Consider the following 25,180-nt stretch of genomic DNA (forward strand, 5'->3'; position numbering starts at 1 on the left):
CAAAACTAAGCTATATTCGCTTGACTCTCAGAACGATCAACTCTGCCAGAATATTGACTACCAGTGTCAAAAAAAATAGAATTAAAGCCGCGTACATTAAAGCCGCAACTTGCAAACCACTCGCTTCTGAAAATTGATTTGCTAGTAGAGAAGAAATCGTATTGGCTGGTGCTAAAAGAGAAAGACTGATGTTGTTGGAATTGCCAATTAACATCGTTACAGCCATTGTTTCTCCCATTGCGCGGCCAAGTCCCAACATCACAGCACTAACTATGCCCGAAAAGGCTGCTGGGATAAGAACTTGCAAAATCGTTTCCCAGCGGGTTGCTCCTAGTCCGATAGAGGCTTGGCGCAAGCTGGGGGGTACAGAAATCAAGGCATCGCGGGATAAAGCTGTGATGATGGGCAAAGTCATAATCGCTAAGATGACTCCCGCCGGTAACATTCCTGGCCCTGTAGGAGAAGTGCTAAAAAATGGCAGCCAGCCAAAGTAACCATTCAGCCATTTTCCCAAGCTGGTTAATATTGGCACCAAAACGAAAATACCCCACACGCCATAGACAACGCTGGGAATAGCTGCGAGCAGTTCTACCGCAAAAACCAGTACCAGCTTCACTTTTGCAGGTAAAAAATCCTCGCTCAGTACAATGGCAGTACCAACCCCAATTGGTACCGCTATCAGCAGACCAATAAAAGAACTCACGAGAGTTCCATAAATTTGGGGTAGCACCCCATAGCTATCATTAACCGGGTTCCAAGTGGTGTTGACTAGAAAGCCAGCACCAAACTTTTGGATAGCAGGCCAAGAGGCAATTGCAACCTGCGACCCAATCCATAATAAAGTACCAGCAACCCCAAAAGCGAAAATTTTAGTCAGCCAAATAAAACCCAAATCTAGGGATTTTTCGGCGTCAGAGCGATTTTTCATCGCTGATGACAGATTTTGAGAATTTGTAGTCATGAATACCGACTTTCAGAATAAAATCAGAGAAAAATATGGAGGCAACCAGATTAGTAAAATTGTCGCCTCATCATCTATTTAAACTGACTTATACAATAGTAACTCCGTGTCCAAAGTTACTACTGGATAGGCATGTTTTATTGCTTGCTTACTTGCTAGCGCTATTACCACTGGCAACAGAAATTTTGTACTCTGGACTGATTTGGTCAGCAGCAGCAGCTACCTTTGTAATCACATTTGAGGGTAAAGGAACATATCCTAATGCACTAGCTTGCTTCTGTCCATCAGTTAAAGCGTATTCGATCGCAGCTTCAATCGCCTTGGCTTTTGCCGCATTGGGGTATTTCTTGTAAGCCAAAATCCAGGTGTAAGTGACAATGGGATAGGAATCAGCCCCTTCGGGATCGGAAATGAAGGAGCGGAGATTTGCGGGTAGAGCTACTGATTCGAGAGTTTTAGAAGCTGACTCTTCACTAGCTACAACAAACTTACCGCCTTTATTTTCCAAAGCAGCAAACTTGAGACTATTTTGTTTGGCATAGCCATACTCGACATAACCAATGGAACCTTGAGTTTGTTGGATTTGGGCAGTAACACCTTCATTACCTTTAGCACCTACTCCCTTAGGCCAGTTGACAGTTTTGCCTTCACCTACTTTACTCTTCCACTCAGGGCTGATAGCGCTGAGGTGTTTTGTGAACACACCCGTGGTTCCGCTACCATCTGAACGATAAACAACTGTGATTGACTCTTTTGGAAGCTTTGCACCTGGGTTAGCCTTGGCAATTTGGGCATCATCCCAAGACGTGATTTTGCCTAGTAGAATATCGGCGTAAACGGCTCGTGGGAGCTTGAGTTCTGGAACATCAGGCAAGTTGTAAGCCAGCACGATGCTACCAGCAGTTACAGGCAGTAAAATAACACCCCTATCTGCTGGTACTTTTTGGATTTCTTCATCCTTCATTGCGACATCGCTGGCACCAAAGTCTACAGTGCCTTTGATAAATTGTTCAACTCCAGAACCGCTACCAACTGATGCATAGTCAACTTGCAGATTGGGATATTTTTTGTTTAAATCTGTGAACCAGGTATCGTACAGTGGTGCCGGAAAAGACGCACCAGCCCCGCTTAACTTTACGGTTCCGCCAAGGTCTAATTTAGCTGGGCTAGAAGCAGTAGTATCTGTAGCAGTGCCAGAAGGCGTATCTTTGGTGGCTGTACCATCTGGTGTTTGCTGTCCGCCACAAGCTGCTAGGCTGATTGTCAGTGCTAACACTGAAATTGAACCTGTGAGGCGATGAGTTTTTATTGCACTAAGACGTAAGAGCATCGCTATCAATTTTTTAGTAACTTTTCAGGTGAGCGTTTCTAAGATACTCCTAAAGGACAGCAATAAAGATTAACAATAGGTTAATAGAACAAAAAATGCTTGTTTTTTTTTGATGAAGAACAAACCCTTATTTTTAGTTTTGCTTGATAATTTTTATACTCTTACTTAACTCTCAAGTTACATCTAGCACTGGCTTAAGTAGCTCATACGCATTTACAAAACTTTATTATTGGAGTAAATTCTTTGGCTCAGTTGTGAAAAAATTTTAGTATGGAATAGCGCTTTTGCTTTGTATCCAATACACTTCTACCTCTCCTAAAAGGATAAAGGCTGTGAATATTATTTCACTTCCTTGGGAAGTGGCTGTTCTTGTTAGGTCTGTATTAGACTCAACTGATAAGCACTATAAATATTAAGCACTTTGTAGCTCAATTTAGGCAATTATCTGAAAAAATAGTATAAATACCAAGCTCAATAATGTAGATTTTACTGTATTTTCGGTCAAATACCAGAATTCAGAACACGCCTCAGTTAATAAAATTAGACAATAGACACCTAAGCTGAAATTCGTAAAACTGAAAAATTACATACCAAAAAGGCAAAAGAAAATATGCTAGTTCTTAAGATGTCAGCACAAATTTCATTTCAATATTAATGAATATACTAGTTGCTGTTGGTTTTCCCTTTTGCTTTTCCTTGGTTACCTGATAAATGTTTGCTGCTTCCAATCAATTACTATGGTCTATGATTGGCTTACTCCTGACAATGGGTGGTACCTTCTTAGAAGTTTATGGCATCACCTTACCTTGGACTTGGAGTCAGCACGGAATTCAGACTTTTTCTTTAGGTGTCACTTTTCAAATTGGCGCAGTATTGTTGGTGGGTTGTTTAGGAGGCAAAAATGCGGGTGCGCTCTCGCAAATTGCCTATTTAGTCATGGGGTTAACCTTATTACCAGTATTTGCCGATGGTGGTGGTATTGGTTATGTCAAGCTGTCTCAGTTTGGCTATCTACTAGGTTTTATTCCCGGAGCTTGGATTTGTGGCTTAGTTGCTTTTAAAGCCAGACCTCGACTAGAAACTCTTGCCTTTAGTTGTGTCTGTGGCTTATTAACTCTCCACCTATGCGGTATTACTTATTTAATTATTAGCTATTTTTTTCAATGGAAAGGCACAGAAAATCTAACCTTGATACAAGCAATCCTTAGATATTCCTGGTTTGCACTACCAGGTCAACTAACCGTGGTCTGTGCAGTTAGTGTAATAGCATATATATTGCGTCACTTAATGTTTTATTAGTTCATTGCCTTTCGTCCTTTGTCATTTGTCAAAAGCTCATGACCAATGACCAATGACTAATGACCAACGACCAACGACCAATGACTAATTCGCCATGCATTTAAAAAATCGTCTTTTCTGGATCGCTGCTTTCATTGCTTTTTTCTTAGACCAAATAACAAAGTACTGGGTAGTACAAAGCTTTAGCTTGGGACAGACACTACCACTCTTACCAGGTATCTTTCACTTTACGTATGTCACTAACACTGGTGCGGCTTTTAGTCTGTTGAGTGGGAAAGTAGAGTGGTTGCGCTGGCTATCTTTAGGAGTGAGTTTAGTGTTGATCGCATTGGCGTTAATTGGTCCAACATTAAATTTGTGGGATCAGTTAGGCTATGGCTTGATTTTAGGTGGAGCTATGGGCAACGGTATCGATCGTTTTGTTTTAGGCTACGTCGTTGATTTTCTTGATTTTCGCCTGATTAACTTTGCTGTATTTAATGTGGCAGATTCATTTATTAGTATCGGTATTGTTTTCCTGTTAATTGCTTCCTTCCAAAAAACACCGACTTCAACTGGCAGATCCCATTAAACTATTAAGCCTGGGATGATTAATCCCAGGCTATTGACTTAGTGAAACCCTTGCTCAGTCTTATATGCGAAGACTTTACTTATAAGGTTTTTATCAATTTTTATTTGTCACTTAACACCAGTTATCCAAACTGATGCAAGAGATCGCGAAAGATGCACCGACGATCGCTGATGGCAAACCATTATTTAGATTATGCCCTAGCTTTAAATTTAGTTACCTGTGGTAGGAGTTTTTGGTGAACTAGAGCCAGGAGTACTGGGAGAGCTACCGGGTTCGAGGCTGCTGCCAGGAGTGCCAGGAGTGCCAGGTTGTTCTGGTGTAGTTGAGCTACCTGGTTCGGTAGTGCTGCCAGGAGTAGTAGGTGCGCTTTCAGGAGTGGTTGGGCTTCCTGATGGTGGAGTTAAGTTGCTAGGTGCGCCTTCAGGAGTGGTTGAGCTTCCTGGTGGAGTTAAGTTGCTAGGTGCGCCTTCAGGAGTGGTTGAGCTTCCTGGTGCTGGAGTTAAGTTGCTAGGTGCGCCTTCAGGAGTGGTTGGAGTAACGCTTCCTGGTGGTGGAGTTAAGTTGCTAGGTGCGCCAGGTGCCGATGGGGTTGTGCTTCCTGGTGCTGGAGTGGTTTCGGGAGTACCAGATCCAGAAGGAGTGCTTCCTGGTGCAGTTGTGCTGTCAGGAGTGGTGGTGCTATCAGGCGTTGTTGTTTCTGCTGGTGTTGTTTCTGCTGGTACTGTAGTACTACCAGGAGCGCTAGGGGTGAGTGCTGTGCCGCCGGGACAACGTGAATTAAGTGGAAAATTCTCGCACAGAATTTTCTTACCTTCTGGTGACAGCTTGATTTCCGCTGGTGCACTAGTGGAGTCGGTACTAGATTGGGCTATGGGGGATTTACTGGATTCGGCTACAGCAATATTAGTGGTAAGTGCCAAAGATAAAGCTGTACCAATCAAGCTCAGAGATTTTCCCATCATTTCTCAAATTAACCTCAACAGAACACTCGCCCCATTAAAGCAGATAACCAAGATTTAGAAAATCCTCCTAAATGAAGATATTTAGGTTTGTTTCAGAATATGTGGATATGTAAAATTGGTAAAAATTAAATCAGTTATTTATTGACAACTAGTGTTTAAAAAGACAAAAGTAAAAAGTATATCTGTAGTTCAAGAACTATTGATACTAGCTTATATAAACTTTTGAAAATAATATACAAAAATATTTGTCTATAAAAAAAGTGATTAAAGTTACAACCTTATTTTAGCTTTAACATAAATTAAAGTATAAATTAGCTCAAAAAGTTACGTATAGCTAATTTATGCTTTGGCTTATGAGTAAAATGATGAAAGACTAACATCTAAAATTGATTGTAATTCGCCTGATTCTTCATTAAAAACTGTGATGTGAATAGCCGATGAGTTCTCCCCAACCCCCTCACAAGCCACAAACGTTACTAGGTCAACTGACTCAAGCAGTACATACGATTCAAGCTAGGGTCGATTTTTCAAAATTGGCGCTCAAGCCTAATGCCAAAGTACCAGAACTTTGGGTGCAGGATGCGGGGGCGGATAAAGCAGAAGTATATCCACTGTTGGGCGATCGCTATATTCTTGGACGTAGCTCGAAATCCAGCGATATCGTTATCCGTAACCCTGTTGTCAGCCAAATTCACCTCTCATTATCGCGGAATTCTAGTCAGCGCACACCAGTTTTCACGATCAAAGACGAAAACTCCACCAATGGCATTTATCGTGGCAAACGTCGTGTTAGTTCTCTAGAACTGCGTCACGGCGATATTCTGACTCTGGGGCCCCCAGAATTAGCCGCTTCTGTACGGTTGCAATATGTCGACCCACCAGCATGGTATGTCAAAGCTGCAAGTTGGACAGCTTATGGAGTTGGTGGTGTCAGTGCGCTGTTAACGTTAGTGATTGGCGTCGAATGGCTGAAATTTTCAGTCAAACCTCTACCGACAGCGACACGCGCCCCAGTAGTTGTTTACGCCCGTGATGGAGCCACTCCTCTGAGAGAACCTCGGACAATCTCTCATGTAGACATGAAGCGATTAGAGGAATTTGGCCCTTATTTGCCTGCTGCGGTAGTGGCTTCAGAAGATAGTCGTTACTACTGGCACTTTGGGGTCGATCCTCTGGGGATTTTACGAGCTGTGTTGATTAATAGCCGCACCGGAGATGTGCAACAAGGAGCCAGCACTGTCACCCAGCAAGTTGCCCGCAGTTTGTTCCGCGAGTATGTAGGCAGACAGGATACCCTTGGCCGGAAATTGCGGGAGGCAGTTGTCGCCCTAAAACTCGAAACATTTTACAGCAAAGATGATATTTTGCTGATGTACTTAAATCGGGTTTTTTTGGGAGGAGATACCTCTGGCTTTGAGGATGCAGCCCGATATTACTTTGAAAAGTCGGCTAAAGAATTAACTTTGGCAGAAGCAGCAACATTGGTAGGAATTTTACCAGCACCCAACGCCTTCGATTTTTGTGGGGATGGGCCAAATAAGCTAGAAGCAGCTGAATACCGAAATCGCGTAATTAAGCGGTTGCTGGAGATGGGCAAAATTAAAGCAGAGGATGCGAACCGAGCTAGACGCTCCACTGTCCAAATTAGTCCTAAAGTCTGCGAACAGCAAGCTAAAACGATCGCACCTTATTTTTACAGTTATGTCTTCTCTGAACTCGAATCAATTTTGGGGGAGGGAGCTGCAAGAGAGGGAAACTATATCATTGAAACCAAGCTCGATCCAACCATACAGAGACAAGCAGAAGCAGCGTTGAATAATTCGGTGAACAACTCTGGTAGAAATTTTAATTTTTCTCAAGGGGCGCTAGTCACTCTTGACTCTAGTACGGGCAGTATATTGGCAATGGTAGGCGGGACTGATTACAAAAAAAGTCAGTTCAATCGTGCTGTTCAAGCCAAAAGACAACCAGGTTCCACCTTCAAAATCTTTGCTTACACCGCCGCGATTCAACAGGGAATTTCACCATCCAACAGTTATTCCTGCGCGCCTTTAACTTGGCAAGGCTTTACTTATAAACCCTGTCGTGCAGGTGCTGACACTAGTTTAGATATTGCCACCGGACTGGCGCTTTCAGAAAATCCCATCGCCTTGCGAGTTGCCAGACAAGTTGGGCTGGATAAAGTTGTGGCAATGGCGCAGCGTTTGGGAATAAAATCAAACCTAGATCCAGTTCCCGGCTTGGTACTAGGTCAAAGCGTAGTTAATGTTTTGGAAATGACTGGTGCTTTTGGCGCTATTGGCAATCGCGGTGTGTCGAATCCTCCCCATGCCATTAGCCGAATTTTAGACAGTGGTGATTGCAGCGATCGCAATGATATCAAAACCTGTCGTGTAATCTACTCCTTCGACCAAGATCCAGGTGCCAACAAACGAGTGTTGACAACTAATGTCGCCGATGAAATGACTGGTTTGATGCGCGGTGTAATCGCCAGAGGTACTGGTCGTAGTGCAGCCATTGGACTAGGGGAAGCTGGTAAAACTGGCACGACTGATAAAAACGTTGACTTGTGGTTTATTGGTTTTATCCCCAGTCAGCGACTTGTAACTGGCGTTTGGCTGGGAAACGACAATAATTCCCCGACATCTGGTAGCAGCGCTCAAGCAGCTCAATTATGGGGAAATTATATGCGGAGAATTACAAGGTAATTGGGCATTGGGCATTGGGCATGCCCCATACCCAATTACTGATATCCCTTCCAAGGAGTGACTTCAAGCTTGCCGTTAGGCTTGAATATCACTTGAAAGTGGGCTAGAGGTTCTTTGTCATTGGGAGGAGCTACATTAGAACCATAGATGTCGTTAAACATCTTAGGAAGAGGTGTTTCTCGGAAATAATCAAATGCGACTTGATTGAGTGGTTCATAGTCAGCAATTACACCATCTTTGTTGACTGCTACTCGATATTTTAAATCTCGCGTAAAGGTGGGGGTGCCACTCCAGGTTTGACGAACTGTATTATAAAGCTTTTGATTTAAACCTTTAGTGATATTAGAGTCAGTAATTTTAGCACCGACTACCTCTGGTGTCTTAGCATATCCTCGCCAAGGGCTAACTTGCAGCACACCATTTGTAGTAAACACTATTCGGAATTGGGCGATTGGTTCATTAGAAATGGGAGCGCGGTTAGCAGGATTATAAAGTAGGTTAGGCAGAGGAGTTTGCCCGACTTCTTGATTGGCCTCTTTATTCACCGCTTTATAACCAACGATCGCTCCATCCGCAGCTACACCTAAACGATAGATTAAATCCTGTTGCAATCCTGAACGCTTAGTCCAAGCTGGATGAACTTGGTTATACACTTGACGATTCAATGCACGCAACTGGGATGGATCGGTAATTTCTGGAACTGTATTTAAAAGTGCTTCTAAATCTTTAACTACTGGCTTTTGATCGGCTGTGGGTGGTGTCGTCGGTGTTGCAGCTGCGATGGGTGTTGCAGCTGCTGATGCTGGAGGATTAAGGCTCTTTGTTGTAGAGCTAGTTTGTTCATCTGGTTTAGGCTGCGGTGGACGAATTTGGGGAGGTGGAATCAAGTTAAATGCGATCGCTGCTACTGCTAAACTTGATACTCCTATGGCAGCAGGAACAGCCTGCCTGATTACAGCCTGACTAGCACCGCCATAGCGTCTAGTAACTGGTTGTAGTTCTAGAGATAATTCTGGTAAAGTCTGAGTATCAGCAAAAAACTGATCCACTGCTTCTACTAAATCAAACAACTGTACCGTATTCAAATCTATTTCAATCGGCGGACGTTTAGAATTATTAGAGCGATCGAACCCCTCTGGAGCATTCTCTGAATGTATGATTAACCTGTGGCGGTTGCCGTCAATTTTTTGAAACTCTACTAGCTCCGATTCCTGGTTGTGTGCTTGCGGATTGGGTACAGTACTCAGAAATTCTTGAGCATAACCACTAACAGCCCTCACCAAACTTTCAAAAAATTCTCGCCCTCCCGTTAAAGGTTGATTGTAACCAGATAAATAGCATTCTGCATTTACCAATATTGATAATTCTGGGCGCATTTCCTGAAACTGTGCAGCCCTAGTGACATCACTTAACCCTTCTAAAAGAAGAGTACAATTAGGTAGACTGTACTTACGTTGAATATTCATTCCACTTCACCGTCAAAAAGACTAATCCAGAACCGCTGCATTCCAGCAGTACCAGTACAAAATAGTAATTGTCCTAACAAATTTATTGCTAGCGCATCTAATTTTTCATCAGAAGTTAATGCTAGTACACCAGAACGTCGAGCATTCATCCGGCTTTTAAAATGCGCTTTAAACCGCTCTAAATAATTAGATAGCCGCAAATTCTGTTCTAATGGAATCTGTTTTTCTTCCATTTGTTGACATATCATTAATAACTGACGGATGACAACAGTTAAACGCCGTGCTATATAGCAAGCAATGACCACCAAAGCTTTTGCTTCCATAATAGTTAAGGGACGGCGTATGTGCGCTCTTCGTAGCGGGTTAGAGCTACGCATCCGCCATAAATTCACCCTGTCTTTAACAATTCCTTTAAGATCCAACTCTTGAGCAAAAGCCAGGATTGCTTCCGAACCACCAAGTTCTAAAGCTTCAATTGCCAGTAAAATCAGGTCAATTTGCAGCCTGGTTCTCCGAGGACACGTTTTGGAAGCGATCGCAGGATCTGGTAAAGTGTCCAGAATCATCGGCAGTGAGTCTTGGGTTGGACTGTTGAACGGCGTTAAACTTGCTGAAACATTCATTCTATAAATACCTTGTGCGGTTCCAACAGACTAGATAAAACAAATTTAAGATCGGTAGCCAAGACTTAAGCCTTAGACTTGTGGCAGTAGCATGACTACCTGATATATACATTACCTAACTCTTTCTACTCAAAGTTTTCCCTATATTGAAATCAAAATTTTAAAACATAACTAAATTCACCTCATTTCTTAGTGAAATACCTTTTATAGCTTGGTTTAGATTCTAATTATCGTCAATGAAGAGCGAAGCTTCAGCCTTTATCCCCACTTGACCCCCAGCGTATGACATTATAGTGTACGATTTTTCAGGTATCTGAAATTGGGCATTGGGCATTGGGCAAAACAGTGTTGAGTGCTAAGTGCTGTTAGCGATAGCGGGGCGTTTAGCTCGTGCTGAGTGCTGAGTTAAAAGTTAAGAGTTATTCTCCCCTCCCCCCCACTCAGCACTCGAAACTCGGAACTCAGTATTCTTGAGGGGCATTGAACATTGGGCATTTGTCAATAATCAATAGTTCTTCTTCCCCTGCTTCCCTTGCTCCCTCACTTCCCCACTCTCCATGCCCTATGCCCCATGCCCCATTCCCTAATCCCTATTTTATGGATTTAAAGTCTCTCGTTCGTAACATTCCAGATTTCCCGAAACCCGGAATTTTATTTCGGGATATTACTACGTTACTGCGCGACCCAGAGGGACTGCGCTATACTATTGACTTTTTAGCACAAAAATGCAATGAAGCTGAAATAACAGCTGATTATGTCATTGGTATGGAGTCGAGAGGATTCATTTTTGGTTCGCCTCTAGCTTATAAATTAGGAGCTGGTTTTATTCCCATCCGCAAAAAAGGGAAGTTACCAGCAGCCGTTCACTCAATTGAATATCAACTAGAGTATGGTACAGATTGCCTAGAAGTGCATCAAGACGCTTTACACCAAGGTAGCCGAGTTTTGATTGTCGACGACTTGATTGCCACAGGTGGGACAGCGAGTGCCACAGCTAAATTGGTGCAGAAAATTGGCTGCGAACTAGTAGGATTTGGGTTTATTATCGAGCTACGGGATTTACAAGGGCGTACACATTTACCGGACGTGCCGATTATCTCTTTAATTGAATATTAGTCATTAATCATTGGTCATTAGTCATTAGTCAGTAGAAAAACAACAGACAAATGACGAAGGACAAAGGACAAATGACAAATGACAAAAGACAAAGGACAAAATATAAATGACATCTACGAAAATTTCCTTGGAGACAGGTCGGGATTGGCTAATCAGGCTAGTCACGAGCGAAACTTTTGTTTATGTGGCAAAGCGACTATTGCAGGCACTGCTAACTTTGTTGTTGGCGTCAGCGTTGTCGTTTTTCATCATTCAACTCGCTCCCGGTGATTATGTAGATACGCTGCGGCAAAATCCGAAGATATCTCCTGAAAGAATTGAGGAAATCAAACGGCAGTTTGGTCTAGATAAGTCTTGGCCAGAGCAATTTGGGCTGTGGCTATGGCGAATCTTGACCAAAGGGGATTTTGGCACGAGTTTTATTTATCAACGTTCAGTGGCATCGCTGTTGTGGGAACGAGTACCAGCGACTTTGCTATTAGCGATCGCATCTTTAATTGTCACATGGGCGATCGCCATCCCTTTAGGGATCTTTGCCGCTGTCAAACAAAATAGGCCAGCAGACCGGATTTTACAAGTGATTAGTTACGCAGGACAAGGCTTTCCTAGTTTCATCACTGCTTTAGCGCTGCTGGTTTTAGCCCAAATCACCTCACCATTTTTTCCAGTGGGTAGCATGACTAGCATCAATCACTCAGAACTGTCGTGGTTTGGCAGAATCTTAGATATCGGTTGGCACATGATTTTACCCACCATCGCACTCTCAATTACTAGTTTTGCGGGTTTGCAACGCATCACTCGCGGCGAATTATTAGATGTCCTGCGTCAAGATTACATCCAAACGGCTCGTGCCAAAGGTTTACCAGAAAACCGCGTCATCTATGTTCATGCACTGCGCAACGCTATAAATCCCTTAATTACTTTATTAGGTTTTGAATTAGCTGGTTTATTAAATGGTGCCTTCATCGCCGAATTTTTCTTCAACTGGCCTGGTTTAGGAAGATTGGCTTTACAGGCTTTACAAGCTCAAGATTTATATTTATTAATGGCAAGCTTGGTTATGGGCGCAGTATTGCTGATTGTTGGCAATTTAATCGCCGACTTGATGCTCAAAGCAGCCGATCCACGCATTCGCCTAGAAAATCTTAATTAGCAACAATTCTAAAATTCAAAAATCAAAACTTATTGGGCGTTTTCCAGAGTCCTATCAACTATCAAACAACAAAAAGATAGCCAGAGTGCGGATGTTGTTGAAGAAAGTGTTGCTTATTCCTCATCCTATAATTTGGCTACTCTCAGTTTCAAGCTATTTCTGTACGCTGCAAAAAATTGTGAATTGCTGTTTCACTAATTATTTTACTAAGATTTAGACTTAGGTTTTTGCACTCGTGTATTTAAAAGTTTTTTCTAAGCGGGCGGCGGGAATCGAACCCGCATTAATAGCTTGGAAGGCTATAGTTTTACCACTAAACTACGCCCGCAAATTTCCAACTTTATAACTTTAACACAGTTTTTGTAAAAATTCAAGCATTTAGTTGGAATTTGCGGGTTGCATTTTGATCCTGACATACAAATTGCTCAATTCTGGTTTTGTGCCATCGTTATTGTGGGCAGCAAGAAAGTTTTCTGTTTTGAAAACTTCCCTCAAGACTTGCTCGTATGTACTTTTTTCACTTTGCAGTTTTGCTGGTTCTATTTCTAGAACTACAGCCTGTTGAAAGTTGCCATTCTGATCGATTATCAAGCTAGCCAAAAGTTGTGCTGGTTCGAGTTCCGAATTGGAGACAAGAAAACTTGGGTCTAATTGTTTCGTGTTGCTTCCCTTGTATAAAGCGATAACATCGGGTAAAGCATCTTGTCGGAATCCTTTTGATTGTATCAAGCTAATCACTTGATCTCTAGATAAGGGAGCTACTATTGCTACCGATGCTCCTCCAGTCGAAGTTGCTGGAGTTTCTCTAGTTGAAGTTGCTGGAGTTTCTCCAGTCGAAGGCGCTGGAGTTTCTCCAGTCGAAGGCGCTGGAGTTTCTCTATTTTCAGGTTCTAAAACTGGTCGATTTGATGGAATACCTGTTGGTAGTTGCGTTCCCTTTCCCAGTTTAATTTCTTGACGACGCTTCCAGGGTAAGTTACCGATTGGAACTGTAGGTGTCGGCGTGGCTTTAGCTATAGGTGTCGGTGTGGCTTTAGCTATAGGTGTCGGTGTCGGTGTGGCTTTAGCTATAGGTTTCGGCGTGGCTTTAGCTATAGGTGTCGGTGTCGGTGTGGCTTTAGCTATAGGTTTCGGTGTTGGCGTGGGGACTATCTGCTGTCTAGAAGGTTCGCTATTAGGTTGAGAGGCGTAAATTCGGCTCTTTCTCTGGAGATTTTCAGAAGCATTTATTGCGCCAATATCTTCATTTCTAGGCGTAGTTCGTGCTGTTTGTGATGAACGTGCTGGTACAGACTTTTGACTAGAGGATAGTGGCTTTGACGAAACTATTTTGGCTGTTGATTTTGATTTAATTGTTGATGTTGTTTTAGGAGCAATGTCTATCAATTCAACGGGAACAGCAGATTGATTTTGCTGGGGAAACCACAGACTAAATGCATTAGATGAGCGCATCAGCCAGAACACCAGCAAGTGCAGAGAGACTGAACTGACAACGACAAAAATCCACAAACCTGGTGGATCGGTGTGTCGTCTCCAGACCTTGGCTGGAATTGGAGTTTTGTCTGCAACCGATGGTGTCATATTATATAAACTGGATATGATTATGCACTTTTACTCATTGGTAATGCTTTAAAATACCAGTCTAAATTTTAGCGATTAACCATTACCTCTGGTGAAACAGCGAAAGTCAAAACTGTTTCATCTACTCCTTTAAGTTCTAGCGGACTACCTTTAGTAATTTCTCCTTCCTGCAAATAATCTGCTACGGCAGCAGAAACTAGAATCGTACCGGGAACAGCGGCAGCTTGCAACCTTGCGGCAATATTGACACTTGGGCCAATAGCAGTATAATCGGCGCGTTCAGCGCTACCAAACATCCCCACAACAGCAGTACCTTGGTGAATACCACACCGGAACTGTACGCTAGTAAGTTTGTCGCTATCGAATACACCTTGCTCTCGCCAGCGCTGGTTCAAGTCAGCCAGTGAGTGGTGCATTGCTCTTGCTGTATTAATGGCACGACGCACTTGTTCGTTAGGGGTTAGTTCTTCCGGCGCTCCATATAAAGCTAAGATAGCATCTCCCATAAATTTATCTACAGTGCCGCCATTGCTAAAGACAACTTTGGTCATTGCTTCTAAATATTCATTTAGCAGCTCTGCAACTCGTCGGGATCTGAGAGTATTGGCTAGCTGTGTAAAACCCACAATGTCGCTAAACAAAACTGTAATTAAGCGTGGTTCTGGGCGCAAATCTAACGTTAAGTCTCCGGTTGCGGCTTTTTGCACCAATACAGCAGGCAAAAAGCGCTTTAGCACCGATTCTGTTAGATAAGTATTTAACTCCACAATTCGCCGTTCATTTTCTTTCAACGCTAAAAGATTGCGAACTTCCGCCAAAAGTTCCCGATCGTTGAATGGTTTTGCTAAATAAGCGTCCGCGCCATGTTCTGTACCTTCGATGCGGGTTTCTTCATCTACTTTCGCTGTCAGCAGAATGATTGGTGTTCCTTTCAACGTCTCCTCATTGCGGATCATCTGAATCATCTCAAGTCCGCTCACCAACGGCATCATTAAGTCAGTCACAATCAAGCTGGGTAGAATTTCCTTCGCTCTACTGTGCCCTTCATGACCGTTACGAGCTGTCTGTACATGATAGCCATTACGGCGGAAAATTTCAGATACATAGGTTCGCAAATCGGGGTTGTCATCTACAACTAAAATTGAGTGCTGAGTCTTATGTGCTGAGTCTTGAATATCAACACTGGGGGAGAGGTTTATTGTAATATCTTCAATATTGTCTGTTGTTGACTCTACAAGTTCTAAATCAGCTAATTCTACGCTAGCGCGATTTGTATTCAGTTCGGTAGGCGTTTCTAGTACTTGCTGTGCATGTAAATGAGCATTTCCAGTCACCAGCCATAAACTAAAAGTAGTACCTTCACCATAAACTGATTCCACAGTGACTTGACCACCATGTAATTCTACTAATTCTTTAACTAAAGCTAAACCCAAACCACTGCCTTCATAGGAGCGGTTTGCTGAACCTTCAGCTTGGCGAAAGCGCTCAAATAGGTGGGGAATTTGTTCTTTAACAATACCAATTCCAGTATCTTGCACTTGTAATATGCAGCGATCGCGCTCAGATTTTAGTCTGACACTGATGGTGCCACCTTCAGGAGTAAACTTCATGGCATTTGACAAGAGGTTATAAACCACCTTGTCAAATTTTTCCATGTCCAAGTACACCGTCGAACACTCATCTAACTGAGTAACGAGATGCAGTCTCTTTTTCTCACAATAAGGACGAAAAGATTCAACTATTTGGCTTACAAATTCGACTAAATCGCAGGGATGGAAGCTAGGCTGCATTCTCCCCGCATTCAGGCGTTGTAAATCCAGGAGTTGATTTACCAGTCGCAGCAGGCGGCGGGAGTTACGCAGGGCGATCGCACTTTGGGAGTAAGATAATCCCTCACCAGCCGCCACCGCCGACTCTAAAGGCCCTTGAATCAAGGTGATGGGTGTACGAAACTCATGGGAAATATTTTGGAAAAATTCAGTTTTTTGTTTGTCTAATTCTAGTAAGCGTTCAGCTTGTTGGCGAGTTTTTTGATACAAGTGTGACTGCTGCACAGCGATCGCAGCTTGCGCTGCCACTGCTTTGGCCAAATCGATATCAGATGGCAACCATTGGCGTACTTTTTTACCTTCATGCAAAGTAATACTACCGATACATTTACCATCAGCCAATAATGGCACAAACATTAGCGATCGCGCTGGCATTTTTAAAGGTAAATCAAAACCCCGCACATCTGAAGGAGAATGGCTTACATTACCAATTACCACAGGTTCATGTGTCTGTAGCATTTGTTGGAGGATGGGATTTTCCTGGATCGATGCTTGAGAATAGGGTAATCTCTGGTTTGGTAGATGATGATTGCTACTTGAATTATTATCTGGGGCTGGCGCTCTTAAATTTTCTAGATGTTGAAAACTGTCATACAAACCCACACACTCAACAAACTCATCTTCCTCTGTCCACAAAGACAAGACGCACCCATCAACTTGTAAAGCTTGTCCCAATTGTTGGGTAATAGCCGCAAAGATATCTTGAGGATCTAAGCTAGAGCGAATCGCGCTAGTAATTGTATTAATCAAGCTCTCTCGCTTGGCAAGAGCACGTACTTGTTCGTAAGCATAAGCTTGAGATAAAGCTAAGGCTGCCTGATCCGCTACCATCAACACTAACTGCACCTCATCCTCACCCCAGAAGCGAGGAACAGAACACTGGTGCAGTGCTAGCACTGCCATCAGTTCTTGTTGGCAGATCAATGGCACAACTAAACTAGAACAAATGTTAGCAGCAGCAAAAGCTTGCCCCCGTTCGCGCAGTTCGGGAGTGTTACCGTGAATGCGCTCATCATCGATCGCATCGTGAATCACCTGGACTTCGCGGGTTTCCCATACCGTCTGAGCCAAAAGAGGCAGAGGAGTTGCAGAGGATATAGCGGGCAGAGGGGAAAGACTTACTGCCACTTCCCCTTTGCTCTCCTGCACCTCTGTTTCTTCAGAAAGAGGCTTCTGATAAATAAACCCTTTATCCGCCAACTGCTCATCTTGGAAGGGACGTAGCAGACAAACATCCACTTCCAACATGTCACCCACTGTATCTACAATTGCTTGCAAAATTTGTCTGTAGTCTAAAGCACTGCGAATCGTATTGGTAACAGTATTCAGCAGCGATTCTTGACGGAGTGTGCGGGTAAGTTCGCGGGTTCTAGCTTTGAGGACATTGTGGGTATCCAAAGCTTGGCGTACCACTGCTTTGAGTTCCTCCGCTTCCCACGGTTTCGTGACATACTTAAATACCTTACCAGCGTTGATTGCTTCCACCAAGTCTTCGACATCGGTGTAGCCAGTTAAAATTATCCGAATAATATCTGGATATTGAGTTGCTGTTAGGCTCAAAAATTCTGTACCGCTCATCATTGGCATCCGCTGATCGGAGATGATCACCGCGATCTCTCCCTCTTGAGCCAGCAGATCGAGGGCCGCAGGGCCAGAGGTTGCCCTTAGCACCTTATAATCACGATAAAAAGTGCGGTAAAGCAAGTCAAGGTTGTCTGGTTCATCATCGACAACCAAAATTTTAGGCTTACTGTTTGCTTGGGATTTCATGCACCGCTTTCCTGCTGCAACGGCAGTCGGATAAAGAATAATCTGATCAGGTAAGGATTTTTCTGAGTCAGGTAAGAGCAGAGCATTTCGACCAATAGGGCTGTTTGGCTACATGACTGCTGAGTGTATGAGCGTTTACTCACAGTAATTCGTCTCAATTGCTTGTGCCGATTACCGTTTGCGTTGGTGCAGGGTAATTGCTTTCATTGTCAGTTTTAGTGTTATAGAGTCGACGCTTGCTTGCCAAATCTTTTTTCACCTCCTGTGAGCAATGTCTGATAATACATACAGCGCTCATAGCCAGCAGAAAAATCCAGATAAAGCTGCATATTAAGTTTTCCCTCCACAGTTGTTGTAATAACACTTGCAGGTAAATTTTATTTATGGTAGTCATGGTAGAGCCAGCAAAATTAAAACAATAAGATTTAAAGCCAAAGTATACTATTAGACAAATACCTCTTTCTAATTTAGCAATCAGAACTATCATTAAGACAAGTGGTAAGTGGTTGAGGAGTTAGAGATTAGGGATTAGGAAACCTTACAGATTCTTGTCACAGTAACTGTACAGCTTACTTCTAGGACTTAGTAGCAAAGTAGCATCAGTGTGCGGTAACTGCAAAAAACAAGTTCAGTACTGTAACCAAGGGTAGTTTGAAACCAGAGTTTGCCAATAGTGTACTTACTTAACAATTTTGGAGATGCTGCTTACAGATAAGTTATGCTATTCCTCTGCCCACTCGCTGAAAGCTCTATCACTTTAGAGATGTTTTTGTAGTAATCAGTTTGATATTCTGCCTACCTAAAAGAAGGTATGCAATGAATATACTGGGTTTAAATAGATTTATGAAGTTGTAACTCCTAAGAGGATGTTTGAAAAGTCGTAAAGTATACTATAAACCCCACTTCCATTCCTCTTTGCTTCGGGGAGAGGCTTTGAAACACCCATTCCCTCGTAGGGAAGGCAGGGTGGTTTCATACAAGCAGAGAAAAACTAAAACTGTGGTTCAAAGCCTTTGCCCTCGTGGGGGAAAGGAATGGAAGTGAGGGAAAAAACCTGGACACAAAACAAGAAATCAAGACTTATGTATTTTTCTTTTTTCGTATGAAACCACCCTGCCATTCCCTCATAAGTGTTGGGGGCTAGGGGGGTTAGGTTTTCGAGGCTTTGATGTTATGAAAAATACTTGTTCATTCATCCTCTAATACTCTTTCAAAAATGCAGGTTATAAAACTCCAAACTAAAGTGTAAAATTTGTTTAATCTACATTGGTTCAGTTAAATCTCCTGGGCAACTCTATAAGTTCTGATTTAGTTTAAATCTTGTTTTAGGATATTTGAGAAAATTTTTGTTGAATAAAATCAATACTAAACTAGCCTTGAAATATCGGTTTTTTCACCCATACCACCAACAGCCAATCGATCCAGCTTCCTACCAATTCCAAATTCGTACAGCTACACCTGCTGATTTGATTGGTGTTGCCCAAATTATTACTGAAAGCTTTCACTCCCACAATGGTATATGGGGATGGGCTTTTCCGTTGCTACGTCTGGGTATTTACGAAGACTTAAGGCATCGGATGGCATCACCTGCGCCCCGTCATCTTTGCTTAGTTGCTCTTGAAGCTACTACTGGTGAGGCTACTAACTTAGTAGGAAGTGTGGAAATGGGTGTACGCTACAGTAGTGATTCATGGAGCGAGGTTGGTGTAGGTTTTCCTTACTTATCTAATTTAGCGGTTCACCCAAAATACCGTAGACATGGTGTGGCTTCAGGATTACTTACTAGCTGTGAAAAAGTCTCTCGCGAGTGGGGATTTCAAGACTTATATCTCCATGTTTTAGAAAATAACCATCAAGCACGACAGCTTTATTTCAAGCTGGGATATCGAGTGCATAAAGTCGAATCTAATTGGAATACATTTCTTCTAAGACGCTCAAGCCAGATGTTATTGCACAAGCGCCTGAGTCCTGATTCCATTCTCTGAGTTTTATTTTGGCAATTGTCAAGTTTTGTATTCCATTCCAATTAATTCAATAAAATCTGTAACTCATAGCGGTAATTAAACACAAACTAAGCTAAACCACGTCTACCTTTAGAACTATAATTATTTTGACTCCGAGAAAGCTCAAAACTCAAGCCAGGACTAGATAATATACTCTTTTTAATAACTCTAGGTTTTAAAATGAACGGGGTTTAATTAGAAATTTAGCCAATATTATCTAAATATCCAGATAAATCCGCTTTGATTTCCAGAATTTACTTGATTTAGCAAGCAAGAGCTAACGAGAAAGAAGGCTCTTTGAGTTATACTAAGTTTTTTCACGCAATCAAATAGGAGTCTTAATAAATCAAAACTTAAACGTGTTTGTTAATTTACGAAGCGAGTAAAAAGCTTTTGATAATTTTTTATCAGAAGAATATTTGATTTTAACTTTTTACGAAAAATGCCCTCGTCGCTATAAACAAATTATCTTGTTGGTAAATATTTTTAATATTAAAAAATGTTAAATTCCCTTTTGAAATTTATGCTTAACAAATTTTTGAAAGCATTCGATATAGATGAAAATGGACTATAATGGGAACATAACGCAAAATCACGTTGAAAGAAATCTTACTTCCTCATAATAACTTTGTAATTCATATATTCATCTTTATAAAAACTTTAAGAAAACATTAGTAGAGTTTACAGACAAATCTAGTTATATCTCATAAAATATAATCACTCAATTACTGAAACAACGCCTATATATTGTTATTTTTAGTTAGATTGACCAGAAAGGTCTTGATAATAAAAGAATTCAAAAACTTGATTTGATATAACAGCTAGTTCCGTTTTGAAGTGCATACTACAACAACATTCATTAAAAGTTTAAAAAACATGGATAGCGAACAGCATCGACGCTATCAGACCTCTATGGTATCAACTTATTACCCTGAAACTACTTTCCTTGACTCTGTTGTCATGTCAGACGGAACTGAGCAATCGCAAGGCTCGGATATCCTTACACGTTTGCACAGTGGAGAAGTTTTCATCGTCAATAGTCGTAGGCGAAATGGATTAATACTCTTTAAACGCTACCATGCAGAGTTTGCTGGGCCTGGGGCTGCTGTGGGTGGGGATTACGATTGTGATTGCCAAAGGGCACTGCCCATAGGTAATCTTTCTTTATTAACTCCTGAATCTAATGAAGAACGCCAGAAGGCTTACTTGATTAGGCGACAGTGGATTCGATTGATCAAACAAATTACAGAAAATCCACTGCCTGGGCAGCGAGTGCAGAAGATTCTCGATCAATTTGAACAATACTTTCCACCAGAAATAGTGGCTCTTTTGCCGGATGTTGCTTTTGCTCTTTTAGTAGGTGTGCTGCCACAAACAGTGGGAGTAGTACGCCGTTTGGGCAGTGAGTTAAATAGCAGGTTTAATTACTGAGTAAATTGCTAAGATGATAAATTTGCCAAAGCAGTTTTTACTCGATTAACGGTGCGGGCGTTTTCTTCTATCGTTCCGACAGTAATTCGTAATCCTCCGCTAATGTGCCGTACAAGAGTGCCGAGTGTTTTAAGTTTCTGGTGGAAAGTTTTTAAAGCAGCTTCTTGTGAATTAAAGCCATTTGGTTTAAGACGCAGGTAAATAAAGTTCGCAGTACTTGGAGTAATTTGTAGTTCCGGTTGCTGGGATAAAATTTCGATGAGTTTAGCTCGTTCACTCAGGATCTGGGAAATTGATTCCAGCAAGAGTGTACGATTTTGTAAACCAACTAAGGCAGCTGCTATGGAAAAACTGGGGAGATTGTAGGGTAAGCGAACTTTTTCTAAAATGGCGATCGCTTCGGGATGGGCAACGCAATAACCAATACGGAGAGATGCCAATCGGAAAGCTTTAGAAAAAGTGCGTAATATTACCCAATTAAGATGCTGTGGTAATTCACCTACTAGGGTAGTTTGACTGAATTCAAAGTAAGCTTCATCAATTACTACTAAAATATGCTGTGGCAAGCTTCTTAACCACGCTAACTCAGCCTCAGTTAAGCTATTAGCAGTCGGCGAATTGGGATGGACTACGAAAATTACGCGAATGGGGGGATTTTGAGTTTGTTCGATCGCAGACTGTGCGGCGCTTATGTCAATTTCAAAATTTGTTTCATTTCTCCCCACCGCCACTACAGGAATGCCCAAAGTTTGCGCCAAAATCCCGTACATCGAGAAAGTGGGATTGGCAACGAGAATTGACCCTTCTCCTCCTAAACAGGTGGCGATTAATAAAGAGCGGATTAGTTCATCTGAACCATTACCAACAGAAATATTGGCAGCAGTAAAGAAGGATGATGAGAGGTCGGCTGATTGATTAACGTACTGTGCGATCGCATCCTTAAGTGTTTCATGTCCGCCATCAGGATAACGATTTGTTTCAATTACTTGCTGATAAGTCCACGCTAGCTTCTCTTTTAACTCAGGAGGTAAATCGTAGGGGCTTTCATTTGTATCTAACCGATCGAACTGTGTGGCAACAGAATTGGCTGTATCGCTGCTAGGATGAGGTTTATAGGCGGTGAATTGGGCTAAATCTGACCGGATGAAGGGAAGCATAGTTTTAGTCATTAGTCATTAGTCATTGGTCATTAGTCATTGGTCATTGGTAACTAAGAAAGGACAAATGACTAAGGACATTATTTCTGTGTGAGTCTAATATTTTACAACTTCAAGGTAATTGGCAAAAGAGGCGAATTGCCTGCCAAATTTCTTCTATAACATTACCTAAGGCGTGGTCACTGTCGAGTTCAACTAACTCTACCCAAGGACGCGAGCGCGCAAAGTCCCGACTAGCTTCGATCGGGATGACTTCATCCTTTTTTCCGTGCAAAATTAGCGTGGAAATAGGGCGTTGTAAAAACTTTTCTTGGAATTGGGCAGCATCTGTAACGAAATCGTAATTTAAGGAAAGCGATTGCTGCTCTTGATAGTGGTAGACCATGATATATTTTTCTTGCTGCCAACGCTGTACTTCTTCATCTCCTAGCTTGGGCAACCAATGTGATAAAAACCCAAAAGCTGGTGCTAGCAAAACTAAGCGTTGCACTTGTAAATTTTGTTGTCCCAAGTGGGCAGCAGTCAAACCACCCAAACTTGAGCCAATGAGTGTTACTGGTGTAGAATCATTGCTGAATTCTGCGGCAACTTGATTGAGCTGACGAGTGATTGTTAATTGGGAAAAATCGCCAGCATTGAGATCGGGAATTTTCAGCTTTGTCTGAATTTGGGTAAAGCGATCGCCTATATCTCGCGCTTTGGCAGATTTAGGGCTAGAAGCAAATCCGTGAAGATATATGTAGTCCAAAGTTGTAAATAGTTAGGAGTTAAAAATTATTGAGTATTGATAAATAAAGATTTATCATTTGTTGTGACTCATTTATAATTCATAACTCACAACTCCTCACTCCTAAGTTTTATTAGCGCATTGTGACAAATTCCTCTGCGGATGAGGGATGGATACCCACAGTAGCATCAAAGTCTTTTTTAGTTGCGCCCATCTTGAGTGCGATCGCTACACCTTGGATAATCTCAGCGGCACTTTCACCTACCATGTGAGCGCCTAGAACTTTGTCGGTGTTGCCATCAACCACCAACTTCATCATTGTCTTCTCTTGCTTACCAGTCAAACTGTGGTACATGGGGCGAAAGCGAGTGCGAAAAATTTTGACGGCATCACCAAGTTTTTCCCGCGCTTCGGCTTCTGTCCAGCCGACTGTTGCAGCTTCTGGGGTAGAAAATATGGCTGTGGGAACAGTTGCGTGACTGAACTCGCGGTGGTTATCCCCAAATTCACTATCAGCAAAGGCGCGACCTTCACCAATAGCCACGGGAGTTAAATTGATTCGGTCGGTGACATCGCCAACAGCAAAAATATTCGGTTGACTAGTTTGACTATATTCATTGACTGCGATCGCACTTGTGGTTGGGTATCCAGGGCCTTCGATAGAACTAGCCACAACATCAACCCCAGCGTTTTCTAAACCTAATCCATCTACATTGGGGGTTCGACCGGTCGCTACTAAAAACACATCGGCAATTAGTGATTCTTGGTCATCCCCTGATAAAGTCAGTTTCAACCCTTCTGGGACACGTTCAATTGCTTTCACCACATTATTCTTAATCAAGCGAATTCCGTGGTTCGTCATACCCTCTTCAATTTCTATGCGGACATCTTCATCAAAACCATTTAAAATCTTTTCACCTCTGGTAATTTGTGTCACCTCAGAACCCAAACCGCGCATAATACAAGCAAATTCCGTGCCGATATAACCAGCGCCAATAATGACGATGTGTTTTGGTTGTTCTTTTAAATGAAAGATTTCGTCGGAGGTAATGCCATGTTCCATGCCTGGTAAATCTGGCTTGACGGGACGCCCACCAACAGCAATTAAAATTTTGTCTGCTGTAACTTTACGTCCATCAACTTCTATGGTGTGAGGATCTACCAATGTGGCGCGACCAGAAAATAGTTCTACTCCGGCTTTTTCCAAGAAGCTTATGTGCAGTTGCGATAGTCGCCGAACTTCCTTATCTATAGATGTAATGAAATATTCCCAGTCAAACTCAGCATTACCTACTTTCCAGCCATAGCCTGAAGCGTCACTGAACAGTTCGGGAAAGTGAGAGCCATAGACCATGAGTTTTTTGGGAACGCAACCGCGAATCACACAAGTGCCACCAACTAAATCATATTCAGCGATCGCCACTTTTGCGCCGTAGCTAGCCGCTCGTTTGGAAGCCGCCAAACCTCCAGAACCCGCACCAATTACAAACAGGTCGTAATCAAAAGTCATAAGTTTATGTTCTCTTTAGCAACAAGTGAGTTCCTGGGAACTTACACACAGAACGTGATTGAACTATATAAGAATATCCGTTGAACGCTGTGTAAGTCCTGTCCTTGATTTAATCTAGCGTTAGCAGATGCTATCTGGTCGTAGGGAATATCACTTTTTGCTTTGGCGGCAGCAAAGGCAGTAGTTAACAGTTGTATAGTTCTTCCCCTAATCGAGTATAAGTTTGTGCTACCGCATTGGAGCAGCTAAGTTGCACAGGAATTAGACAAAATTATGACAAAACGTACTGTCTTGGGCTTTTACGTAGCATTTTTTACCCCCATTAGCAATTTTTATGTACTTGGAGAGTCAGTTGGAATTACGGGTGTTACGGGTGTTACGGGTGCTGGAGTTACAGGTGTTACGGGTGTTGGAGTTACAGGTGTTACGGGTGTTGGAGTTACGGGTGTTGGAGTTACGGGTGTTACGGGCGTTGGAGTTACAGGTGTTACAGGTGTTGGAGTGACGGGTGTTACGGGTGTTGGTGTTACAGGTGTTACGGGTGTTGGTGTTACAGGTGTTGGAGTTACGGGTGTTACGGGTATTACGGGTGTTGGAGTTACAGGTGTTGGAGTTACAGGTGTTGGAGTTACTGGTGTTACTGGTGTTGGAGTTACTGGTGTTACTGGTGTTACTGGTGTTGGAGTGACGGGTGTTGGATCTGTTGGAGTGACGGGCGTTGGATCTGTTGGAGTTACGGGTGTTGGATCTGTTGAGGTTACAGGTGTTGGAGTTACGGGTATTACGGGCGTTGGATCTGTTGGAGTTACGGGTGTTGGATCTGTTGAGGTTACAGGTGTTGGAGTTACGGGTATTACGGGCGTTGGATCTGTTGGAGTTACGGGTGTTGGATCTGTTGAGGTTACAGGTGTTGTCTTAGCTGGGGTGTCGGGTGTTGGATCTGTTGAGGTTACAGGTGTTGTCTTAGCTGGGGTGTCGGGTGT

Annotated in this window: 19 protein-coding genes and 1 tRNA gene; 9 read left to right on the forward strand and 11 right to left on the reverse strand. The window is 42.5% G+C overall.

The features are described 5' to 3' along the window. Positions 1 to 10: 10 nt before the first annotated feature. Both pstC and pstS read right to left on the reverse strand, forming a co-directional pair. A complete protein-coding gene (gene pstC, locus RMX89_RS28755) occupies positions 11 to 961 on the reverse strand; it encodes a phosphate ABC transporter permease subunit PstC (RefSeq protein WP_322691328.1) in 951 nt (316 codons plus the stop codon). A 148-nt stretch (positions 962 to 1,109) separates the two neighbouring features. After that, entirely contained in the window at positions 1,110 to 2,291 is a 1,182-nt protein-coding gene (gene pstS, locus RMX89_RS28760) for a phosphate ABC transporter substrate-binding protein PstS (RefSeq protein WP_322691329.1), read from the reverse strand. A 711-nt stretch (positions 2,292 to 3,002) separates the two neighbouring features. On the opposite strand from pstS, the gene RMX89_RS28765 reads away from it, so the two are divergent. The 4 genes from RMX89_RS28765 to RMX89_RS28780 all read left to right on the forward strand — a co-directional run bounded on the left by RMX89_RS28765 (position 3,003) and on the right by RMX89_RS28780 (position 7,831). Continuing rightward, positions 3,003 to 3,590 (forward strand): biotin transporter BioY, encoded by a 588-nt coding sequence (locus RMX89_RS28765; protein WP_322691330.1) that lies wholly within the window; start codon positions 3,003 to 3,005, stop codon positions 3,588 to 3,590. A 94-nt stretch (positions 3,591 to 3,684) separates the two neighbouring features. Continuing rightward, complete coding sequence (lspA, locus tag RMX89_RS28770) at positions 3,685 to 4,161, forward strand: signal peptidase II (RefSeq protein ID WP_322675295.1); 477 nt, start codon at positions 3,685 to 3,687, stop codon at positions 4,159 to 4,161. Positions 4,162 to 4,380: 219 nt separating this feature from the next. Then, positions 4,381 to 5,181 (forward strand): hypothetical protein, encoded by an 801-nt coding sequence (locus tag RMX89_RS28775; protein ID WP_322691331.1) that lies wholly within the window; start codon positions 4,381 to 4,383, stop codon positions 5,179 to 5,181. A 379-nt stretch (positions 5,182 to 5,560) separates the two neighbouring features. Then, complete coding sequence (locus tag RMX89_RS28780) at positions 5,561 to 7,831, forward strand: transglycosylase domain-containing protein (RefSeq protein ID WP_322691332.1); 2,271 nt, start codon at positions 5,561 to 5,563, stop codon at positions 7,829 to 7,831. Positions 7,832 to 7,866: 35 nt separating this feature from the next. Here RMX89_RS28780 and RMX89_RS28785 read toward each other — a convergent pair whose 3' ends face one another. Further along, entirely contained in the window at positions 7,867 to 9,297 is a 1,431-nt protein-coding gene (locus RMX89_RS28785; protein ID WP_322691333.1) for a DUF4335 domain-containing protein, read from the reverse strand. Then, on the reverse strand, positions 9,294 to 9,920 hold the full coding sequence (locus RMX89_RS28790; RefSeq protein ID WP_322691334.1) for a DUF3038 domain-containing protein: 627 nt from the start codon (positions 9,918 to 9,920) through the stop codon (positions 9,294 to 9,296). The genes RMX89_RS28785 and RMX89_RS28790 overlap by 4 nt, the downstream gene beginning before the upstream one ends. A 597-nt stretch (positions 9,921 to 10,517) precedes the next feature. Here RMX89_RS28790 and RMX89_RS28795 point away from each other — a divergent pair. Both RMX89_RS28795 and RMX89_RS28800 read left to right on the forward strand, forming a co-directional pair. Continuing rightward, entirely contained in the window at positions 10,518 to 11,036 is a 519-nt protein-coding gene (locus tag RMX89_RS28795) for an adenine phosphoribosyltransferase (protein ID WP_322691342.1), read from the forward strand. 106 nt (positions 11,037 to 11,142) lie between these two features. Then, entirely contained in the window at positions 11,143 to 12,189 is a 1,047-nt protein-coding gene (locus RMX89_RS28800) for an ABC transporter permease (protein WP_322675301.1), read from the forward strand. A gap of 257 nt (positions 12,190 to 12,446) precedes the next feature. Here RMX89_RS28800 and RMX89_RS28805 read toward each other — a convergent pair. From RMX89_RS28805 to RMX89_RS28820, 4 genes are all read right to left on the reverse strand, one after another. Next, positions 12,447 to 12,517: transfer RNA gene (locus tag RMX89_RS28805), tRNA-Gly, on the reverse strand. A gap of 50 nt (positions 12,518 to 12,567) precedes the next feature. Next, positions 12,568 to 13,770: a hypothetical protein gene (locus RMX89_RS28810; protein ID WP_322691335.1), complete on the reverse strand. Its 1,203-nt coding sequence runs from the start codon at positions 13,768 to 13,770 to the stop codon at positions 12,568 to 12,570. Positions 13,771 to 13,838: 68 nt separating this feature from the next. After that, positions 13,839 to 17,369, reverse strand: a complete 3,531-nt coding sequence (locus RMX89_RS28815; protein ID WP_322691336.1) for a response regulator — start codon at positions 17,367 to 17,369, stop codon at positions 13,839 to 13,841. Beyond that, positions 17,366 to 17,512, reverse strand: a complete 147-nt coding sequence (locus RMX89_RS28820; RefSeq protein ID WP_322691337.1) for a hypothetical protein — start codon at positions 17,510 to 17,512, stop codon at positions 17,366 to 17,368. Before RMX89_RS28820 ends, RMX89_RS28815 begins: the two co-directional genes overlap by 4 nt. 1,206 nt (positions 17,513 to 18,718) lie before the next feature. Here RMX89_RS28820 and RMX89_RS28825 point away from each other — a divergent pair. Together RMX89_RS28825 and RMX89_RS28830 are read left to right on the forward strand one after the other, a co-directional pair. Next, the gene (locus RMX89_RS28825) at positions 18,719 to 19,354 is read left to right on the forward strand and encodes a GNAT family N-acetyltransferase (RefSeq protein WP_322683987.1); all 636 of its coding nucleotides are present in this window, start codon (positions 18,719 to 18,721) and stop codon (positions 19,352 to 19,354) included. Positions 19,355 to 20,248: 894 nt separating this feature from the next. Next, a complete protein-coding gene (locus RMX89_RS28830; protein ID WP_322683964.1) occupies positions 20,249 to 20,803 on the forward strand; it encodes a hypothetical protein in 555 nt (184 codons plus the stop codon). 8 nt (positions 20,804 to 20,811) lie between these two features. Here RMX89_RS28830 and RMX89_RS28835 read toward each other — a convergent pair whose 3' ends face one another. From RMX89_RS28835 to gor, 3 genes are all read right to left on the reverse strand, one after another. Next, positions 20,812 to 21,960 carry a histidinol-phosphate transaminase gene (locus RMX89_RS28835; RefSeq protein ID WP_322691343.1) on the reverse strand — a complete coding sequence of 383 codons (1,149 nt, stop codon included), beginning with the start codon at positions 21,958 to 21,960 and terminating at the stop codon, positions 20,812 to 20,814. 112 nt (positions 21,961 to 22,072) lie between these two features. Further along, the gene (locus RMX89_RS28840; protein ID WP_322691338.1) at positions 22,073 to 22,708 is read right to left on the reverse strand and encodes a YqiA/YcfP family alpha/beta fold hydrolase; all 636 of its coding nucleotides are present in this window, start codon (positions 22,706 to 22,708) and stop codon (positions 22,073 to 22,075) included. Between the two features lie 112 nt (positions 22,709 to 22,820). Beyond that, complete coding sequence (gene gor / locus RMX89_RS28845; RefSeq protein ID WP_322691339.1) at positions 22,821 to 24,197, reverse strand: glutathione-disulfide reductase; 1,377 nt, start codon at positions 24,195 to 24,197, stop codon at positions 22,821 to 22,823. Between the two features lie 273 nt (positions 24,198 to 24,470). Here gor and RMX89_RS28850 point away from each other — a divergent pair. Further along, on the forward strand, positions 24,471 to 25,180 hold a 710-nt coding region (locus RMX89_RS28850), incomplete at its 3' end, for a hypothetical protein (protein ID WP_322691340.1).

The organism is Nostoc sp. DedSLP04 (genome assembly GCF_034530775.1).
GTDB lineage: Bacteria > Cyanobacteriota > Cyanobacteriia > Cyanobacteriales > Nostocaceae > Nostoc.

Excerpts from the sequence above, each read along its gene's own strand:
- pstC (WP_322691328.1), bottom strand. The coding sequence starts at position 961 with ATGACTACAAATTCTCAAAATCTGTCATCAGCGATGAAAAATCGCTCT.
- pstS (WP_322691329.1), bottom strand. The coding sequence starts at position 2,291 with ATGCTCTTACGTCTTAGTGCAATAAAAACTCATCGCCTCACAGGTTCA.
- RMX89_RS28765 (WP_322691330.1), top strand. The coding sequence starts at position 3,003 with ATGTTTGCTGCTTCCAATCAATTACTATGGTCTATGATTGGCTTACTC.
- lspA (WP_322675295.1), top strand. The coding sequence starts at position 3,685 with ATGCATTTAAAAAATCGTCTTTTCTGGATCGCTGCTTTCATTGCTTTT.
- RMX89_RS28780 (WP_322691332.1), top strand. The coding sequence starts at position 5,561 with ATGAGTTCTCCCCAACCCCCTCACAAGCCACAAACGTTACTAGGTCAA.
- RMX89_RS28785 (WP_322691333.1), bottom strand. The coding sequence starts at position 9,297 with ATGAATATTCAACGTAAGTACAGTCTACCTAATTGTACTCTTCTTTTA.
- RMX89_RS28790 (WP_322691334.1), bottom strand. The coding sequence starts at position 9,920 with ATGAATGTTTCAGCAAGTTTAACGCCGTTCAACAGTCCAACCCAAGAC.
- RMX89_RS28795 (WP_322691342.1), top strand. The coding sequence starts at position 10,518 with ATGGATTTAAAGTCTCTCGTTCGTAACATTCCAGATTTCCCGAAACCC.
- RMX89_RS28800 (WP_322675301.1), top strand. The coding sequence starts at position 11,143 with ATGACATCTACGAAAATTTCCTTGGAGACAGGTCGGGATTGGCTAATC.
- RMX89_RS28810 (WP_322691335.1), bottom strand. The coding sequence starts at position 13,770 with ATGACACCATCGGTTGCAGACAAAACTCCAATTCCAGCCAAGGTCTGG.
- RMX89_RS28815 (WP_322691336.1), bottom strand. The coding sequence starts at position 17,369 with ATGAAATCCCAAGCAAACAGTAAGCCTAAAATTTTGGTTGTCGATGAT.
- RMX89_RS28830 (WP_322683964.1), top strand. The coding sequence starts at position 20,249 with ATGGATAGCGAACAGCATCGACGCTATCAGACCTCTATGGTATCAACT.
- RMX89_RS28835 (WP_322691343.1), bottom strand. The coding sequence starts at position 21,960 with ATGCTTCCCTTCATCCGGTCAGATTTAGCCCAATTCACCGCCTATAAA.
- gor (WP_322691339.1), bottom strand. The coding sequence starts at position 24,197 with ATGACTTTTGATTACGACCTGTTTGTAATTGGTGCGGGTTCTGGAGGT.